Source organism: Microbacterium sp. UBA3394 (assembly GCF_002358725.1).
Taxonomy (GTDB): domain Bacteria; phylum Actinomycetota; class Actinomycetes; order Actinomycetales; family Microbacteriaceae; genus Microbacterium; species Microbacterium luteum.
In genome coordinates this window covers 1,191-5,090 of record NZ_DEPK01000057.1, presented here as the reverse complement: position 1 = coordinate 5,090, position 3,900 = coordinate 1,191, and the positions used below count along the sequence as shown (strand labels likewise).

The 3,900-nt window shown below is 71.9% G+C and carries 5 protein-coding genes; 2 read left to right on the top strand and 3 right to left on the bottom strand.

Annotation, left to right across the window (positions count from 1 at the left end; translation table 11 throughout):
* A partial coding sequence (locus B4E30_RS03130; RefSeq protein WP_286793445.1) for an SDR family NAD(P)-dependent oxidoreductase occupies window positions 1-635 on the bottom strand: 635 nt, incomplete at its 3' end.
* A 105-nt stretch (window positions 636-740) separates the two neighbouring features.
* Here B4E30_RS03130 and B4E30_RS03125 point away from each other — a divergent pair.
* Together B4E30_RS03125 and B4E30_RS03120 are read left to right on the top strand one after the other, a co-directional pair.
* Complete coding sequence (locus B4E30_RS03125) at window positions 741-1,565, top strand: HAD-IIA family hydrolase (RefSeq protein ID WP_194383964.1); 825 nt, start codon at window positions 741-743, stop codon at window positions 1,563-1,565.
* A gap of 41 nt (window positions 1,566-1,606) precedes the next feature.
* The gene (locus B4E30_RS03120; protein WP_286793444.1) at window positions 1,607-2,182 is read left to right on the top strand and encodes a YdeI/OmpD-associated family protein; all 576 of its coding nucleotides are present in this window, start codon (window positions 1,607-1,609) and stop codon (window positions 2,180-2,182) included.
* A 107-nt stretch (window positions 2,183-2,289) separates the two neighbouring features.
* Here B4E30_RS03120 and B4E30_RS03115 read toward each other — a convergent pair whose 3' ends face one another.
* Window positions 2,290-3,369: an alkene reductase gene (locus tag B4E30_RS03115; protein ID WP_286793443.1), complete on the bottom strand. Its 1,080-nt coding sequence runs from the start codon at window positions 3,367-3,369 to the stop codon at window positions 2,290-2,292.
* Between the two features lie 48 nt (window positions 3,370-3,417).
* Window positions 3,418-3,900 (bottom strand): orotate phosphoribosyltransferase (gene pyrE, locus B4E30_RS03110; protein WP_286793442.1); only part of this gene is annotated, 483 nt, incomplete at its 5' end.

Sequence of the window (3,900 nt, the reverse complement as noted above, 5' to 3'; positions counted from 1 at the left end):
TAGCCCGGATGCGCCACGACGCTCGCGACCGCCACGTCGGCGCCGCGCAGGCGGCGGTCGGCTTCGAACCCGAGCGAGCTGGTCGCGATCTTCGACTGCACGTAGGCGCGCCAGGGCGTGTAGCCCTCCGACAGCTGCGGGTCGACCGGGTCGTATCGCCACATCGAGGTGGACATGCTCCCCACCCACACCATTCGTCCGCCCGCCGCGGCGAGCGCCGGAAGCAGCTCGCCCGCCAGCGCGAAGTGGCCGAGCACGTTGGTGGCGAAGACGAGCTCGTTGCCGTCCCGCGTGAGGGTGCGCCGTTTCGGCGGATGCACGATGCCGGCATTCAGCAGCACGCCGTCGAGCGCGCCGCGGCTGCGGAGGGTGGCGGCGGCGGCGCGCAGCGAGCCGGAGTTGCTGGTGTCGATGACGAGGGACTCGACCGCGTCGCGTCCGGCGGCCTCGGGCACCCGGCGGAAGAGGGCCGCGCGAGCCGCGGCGAGACGAGCGGGATTGCGCGCCGACATGATCACGTCCGCCCCGGCCCGCACGAGGTGTTCGCACGAGAAGTAGCCGAGACCCGCGTTGGAACCCGTGACGAGGTACGTCCGGCCGGTGAGGTCGGGGAGATGCCACTCGGGTCCACTCACACGACGACCCTATGCCGCACATGCCCGATGCGGAATGGGGCGCGCGGGCGCGTCGCGGTCGGCCTCCCGTCGGACAGCACGGGCCGCGCCGCATAGGCTGTGCCCATGCGCACCCGTGACGAGGTCGAATGCTGGCTCACCGACATGGACGGCGTGCTCGTCCATGAGAACACCCCCATCCCCGGCGCATCCGAGCTCCTTCAGCAGTGGCGGGATCTCGGGGTGCCGTTCCTCGTTCTCACGAACAATTCGATCTTCACGCCGCGCGACCTCAGTGCGCGACTGCGCGCATCCGGTCTCGTCGTGCCCGAGGAGGCCATCTGGACCTCCGCCCTGGCGACCGCCGACTTCCTGCGCTCGCAGATGCCGGGCGGCAGCGCCTTCGTCATCGGCGAGGCGGGACTGACGACTGCTCTCCACGAGGCCGGGTTCATCATGACCGAGACCGATCCGGACTACGTGGTGATCGGCGAGACCCGCAACTACTCCTTCGAGGCGATCACGAAGGCGATCCGCTTCATTCGCGGCGGCGCCCGGTTCATCGCCACCAACCCCGACGCGACCGGCCCCTCGGTCGAGGGCGTGCTGCCGGCGACCGGGGCGATCTCGGCCCTCATCTCGAAGGCGACGGGCAAGGAGCCGTATGTCGTCGGCAAGCCGAACCCCATGATGTTCCGCTCGGCTCTGAACCGCATCGGCGCGCACTCCGAGAACACCGGCATGATCGGCGACCGGATGGACACCGACGTCGTGGCCGGGATCGAAGCGGGCCTGCATACCGTGCTGGTGCGCACCGGCATCTCCGACGACGCCGAGATCGAGCGCTACCCGTTCCGCCCCGACGAGATCCTGGACTCCGTCGCCGAACTGCTCGCCGACGACCCGATCGAGGCCGAGATGCCCGAGGGCGAAGTCACCCACGGGCTGTAGCGCCAGAGGCGATGTCGGCGGGCGCGCGTAGGGTCGGCGGCATGGGTGCACTCGACGACGGGGAGCGCGTGCTCGTGGCCGACGCCGTGGCCTGGCGGGCGTGGCTGGTCGAGAACCACACCACCTCGACCGGCGCTTGGCTGGTGCGGGCGCGCCCCGGGTCCGACGTCACCGTCGTCGCGTACGAAGACGCAATCCGGCAGGCGCTGTGCTTCGGATGGATCGACGGCCCCACCCGCTCGTTCGACGAGCGCCTGGGCGGCCTGTGGTTCTCACCGCGCCGACCGCGCAGCGGCTGGGCGGCGAGGAACAAGGCGCGCGTGGTCGACCTCGAGGCCACCGGCGAGATGACCGACGCCGGACGGCGGGCGATCGCCGTCGCCCGCGAGAACGGATCGTGGAGCGTGCTGGACAACTCCGAGGCGCTCCGCGAGCCCGACGACCTCGCGGCCGCCCTCGACGCTGACCCGGCGGCTCGCGCCGCGTGGGATGCGTTCCCGCCCTCCGCTCGCAAGTTCGGCATCGCTCAGGTCGATCTGGCGCGGCGACCTGCCACGCGCCTGGCCCGCATCACGAGCATCGTCACCGCCGCCCGGGAAGGAGAGCGCCCCTCATGAGCGAGTTCGAACAGACCCTGCTGCTGGGAAGCTCCGCGGTGATCCTGCTGGGCACGCTCATCACGTGGATCGTCGTCTGGATCCGCCGCCGCGACGACTGAGACGCGTCAGGAGACCGCGGCGAGCGCCGGGTAGTCGGTGTACCCCTCGGCGGTGCTGCCGTAGAAGAGCTCGGGGCGCGGTTCGTTCAGGTCGGCGCCCTGCTGCCAGCGGTGCACGAGGTCGGGATTGGCGATGACGGGGCGCCCGACGGCGACCGCCTCGGCCCAGCCCTCGGCGACGAGGGCCTCGGCCTCCTCCCGCGTCGTGGGGGACGAGAATCCGGAGTTCAGGATCGCCGGAGCGCCGACGCCGCGGCGGATGCGCTGCACGAGGTCGCCCTGGGGGTGAGCGTGGAGGATGTCGACGAACGCCAGCCCGAGGGGCGCGAGCCCCGCCGCGAGCGCGGCGTAGGTCGCGCGCGCGTCGGCGTCATCGGTCTCGAGGACGCCCTGGATGTTGTGCTGCGGCGACAGGCGGATGCCGGTTCGGTCCGCACCGACGGCCGACGCCACGGCTTCCGTCACCTCGACGGCGAAACGCGCCCGCGCCTCGGGCGATCCACCGTAGGTGTCTTCGCGCACGTTCGAGGCGGGCGAGAGGAACTCGTGCACGAGGTAACCGTTCGCGCCGTGCACCTCGACGCCGTCGAACCCGGCCGCGACGGCGTTGCGGGCGGCCTGCGCGAACTGCGCGATCACCGCGGGGATCTCGTCGGTCTCCAGCGCGTGCGGGACGGGCATGTCGACCTTGCCCTCGGGAGTTCGCGTCTGGCCCGGAGCCGGCAGGGCGCTCGGCGCGACGATCCGCTCGGTGCCGGTGATCGCGGTGTGCGAGACACGACCGCCGTGCATCAGCTGCATCACGAGGACACCGCCGGCGGCGTGCACCGCGTCGGCCACCCGGCGCCAGCCGTCGATCTGCTCGGGCGTCTCGATGCCCGGCTGGCCGGGATAGGACTTGCCCTCGGCGACGGGCCACACGCCCTCGCTCACGATGAGTCCCTGCCCGGCGCGCTGCCGGTAGTACTCGACCATCGCGTCGGTGGGCACGCCGTCGGCACCGGCGCGGGTGCGGGTGAGCGGCGCCATGACGACGCGGTTGGCGAGGTGCAGCGATCCGAAGGTCGCGGGAGAGTAGAGATCCATGGTGACCGCCAACGACCCCGCCGCCGTGCCGTATTCCCGAGACGGGACCTACTGCGGGACGAGACCCAGATCGTCGAGGTCCACGGCGGCCAGCCACTGCAGGCCCTCCGCCTCGACCGCGGCCCGCGCGCCGGTCTTGCGGTCGACGATGACCGCGACCGCGACCGGCTCGGCGCCCTCGCGCCGCAGGGCCTCGACCGCCTTGAGCGCCGACTGACCGGTGGTGGAGGTGTCTTCGACGACCACGACGCGCTTGCCCGCGACATCCGCCCCCTCGACCTGCCGCCCGCGCCCGTGGTCCTTCGGCTCCTTGCGCACGACGAACGCGTCGAGCGGCGCGTCCGTGCGGGCCGACTCGTGCATCACGGCGTTGGCGATGGGATCCGCCCCCAGCGTGAGACCGCCCACCGCGACGATGCCGTCGACGTCGCGGATGAGGTCGAGCATGATGCGCCCGATCGCCGGCGCCGCACGGTGGTCGAGCGTGAGCTTGCGCATGTCGACGTAGTACGACGCCTTCTTGCCGCTGGA

What these genes read in the sequence shown, in the direction of transcription:
- B4E30_RS03125 (WP_194383964.1), top strand. Translation starts at nt 741, where the DNA reads ATGCGCACCCGTGACGAGGTCGAATGCTGGCTCACCGACATGGACGGC.
- B4E30_RS03120 (WP_286793444.1), top strand. Translation starts at nt 1,607, where the DNA reads ATGGGTGCACTCGACGACGGGGAGCGCGTGCTCGTGGCCGACGCCGTG.
- B4E30_RS03115 (WP_286793443.1), bottom strand. Translation starts at nt 3,369, where the DNA reads ATGGATCTCTACTCTCCCGCGACCTTCGGATCGCTGCACCTCGCCAAC.